General features: G+C 37.0%; 1 protein-coding gene. It reads right to left on the reverse strand.

What is annotated here, in order from left to right:
• Positions 1-172: 172 nt before the first annotated feature.
• On the reverse strand, positions 173-1,453 hold the full coding sequence (locus tag LJE09_RS17155) for an IS4 family transposase (RefSeq protein ID WP_020993819.1): 1,281 nt from the start codon (positions 1,451-1,453) through the stop codon (positions 173-175).
• Positions 1,454-1,632: the final 179 nt, after the last annotated feature.

Consider the following 1,632-nt stretch of genomic DNA (forward strand, 5'->3'; position numbering starts at 1 on the left):
CCAATGTGGTCAACCTAGCGTCAACTTAGGGACATATTAGCAAATAGCCTCCAATGCAAACTACAAAATTAATCGGTTTATGACAGAAAACAGTTGCTGTTTTGTTGGAAACCAGAAGATTCATAAAAATTGCCGCACTTAAATAAGCCTATTGATGAATGCTGGCTCTATTTTAAAAAGAAGCTTTCTTATTTCGGAAATGTGAACGTCCCTTGGATTTCAATTTCTTCCTTGGAAATGACCTTCCGGGCAGAAGCTGTGATCTGCAACGTACAGCATCTTTATATAACTGTTCAATAATTGAAAGCTCAAACAGTCCGCAGAGTATTTTGGGAACAATACTTTTGATCCGTCCAATGATAAATGCACGATTGGCCTGATAACGGAACTTATTTGTGCTTTTGGCAGAAATCTGTATTTCTTCATCTGCTTCATTTTTTATAAGAGAGGCCAGATTCGATAAAAGCATATTTATATAAAATTCCTGCTGTATAGACACTGCAGTAGCACCGGAAAACTCTTCCATGGCAAAGCGGCTTTTTAGTTCTTTGTACTTAAGTTCTACAGGCCATCTGTAGAAGTAAAGTTCCCGGAACATATCTTTTGTAACAGCAGGATCAAACAGGTTTGTTGCAAGATATTCTTTTGTGCCATCATCAAGCGGAATCTCAAGGACACGTATGGGTACATCGGAAGTACCTTCTTTTGAAGTTCCCTGAAGAATGGAAATCATATCACCATTGCATTTTTTAGATAAATTGATTCCCTCTTTCAGTCTCATAACACAGAGATGCCCATGCTCTACACAGTAGCGGAACATATCTTCTGAATAATAACCTCTGTCAAAAATAATAATACTGTTGTTATATAGTCCCATATCTTCAAGAACTTTAAGATGTTCTAATGCAGCTGCTCGTTCAGAGGAAAGAAATTTATGGATAGATGCATGAAGGATATAATCATCCAGAACATCATAAATTATTGAAGCCAGTCCCATGGTATAACGTCGGTTTGGATCAGGATAGCTGGACATTTCGCCAAAGAAATCAAAAGTTGATTTTGAATTCGGAAGTTCGATCCTGGAACCATCTACTGCAAAAAGATGATAACCCTGCCACAGCTTTCTTGAAGGGATCTGGCTGTAAAACAGATCAACAGAAAGATAATAAAGTTCCTTGAACAGTGAAGGATTAATGAACTGTCTGGCTTTGGAAAGTGCCTGTTTTGAAACATCCGGAAAAGAAAGCGTGCCCAGTTCTTCTCTGATCTGTGAAAGATTCTGGAACATGGAAGCTTTTGAAGAGAAGAACAGATAAATAATAACTTGCAAAAGTGAAAGTTTTCTTCGCCGTACAAAATGTTTTTCCACCCGATGGGGTTCCAGTTTAACTTGATCTGTGATATAATCTTTAATGGATTGGACGATATTTTTACAAATATTAGTTCGATTCATATGGCATACCTCCTACGTATTGGAATAGATAAATATTTCGCTGGTAACGTAATATTGCTTAATCTATAAACCACATATTTAGGAGGATATGTCAAGATATTTATATAAAAAAATCCAGAATATAAGCCCAGAATCGTTGAATTTTCAGCATTCTGGGCTTAAGTTGACCACATTGGGGT

This window comes from Blautia sp. DFI.3.45, assembly GCF_020593505.1.
GTDB lineage: Bacteria > Bacillota > Clostridia > Lachnospirales > Lachnospiraceae > Blautia_A > Blautia_A wexlerae.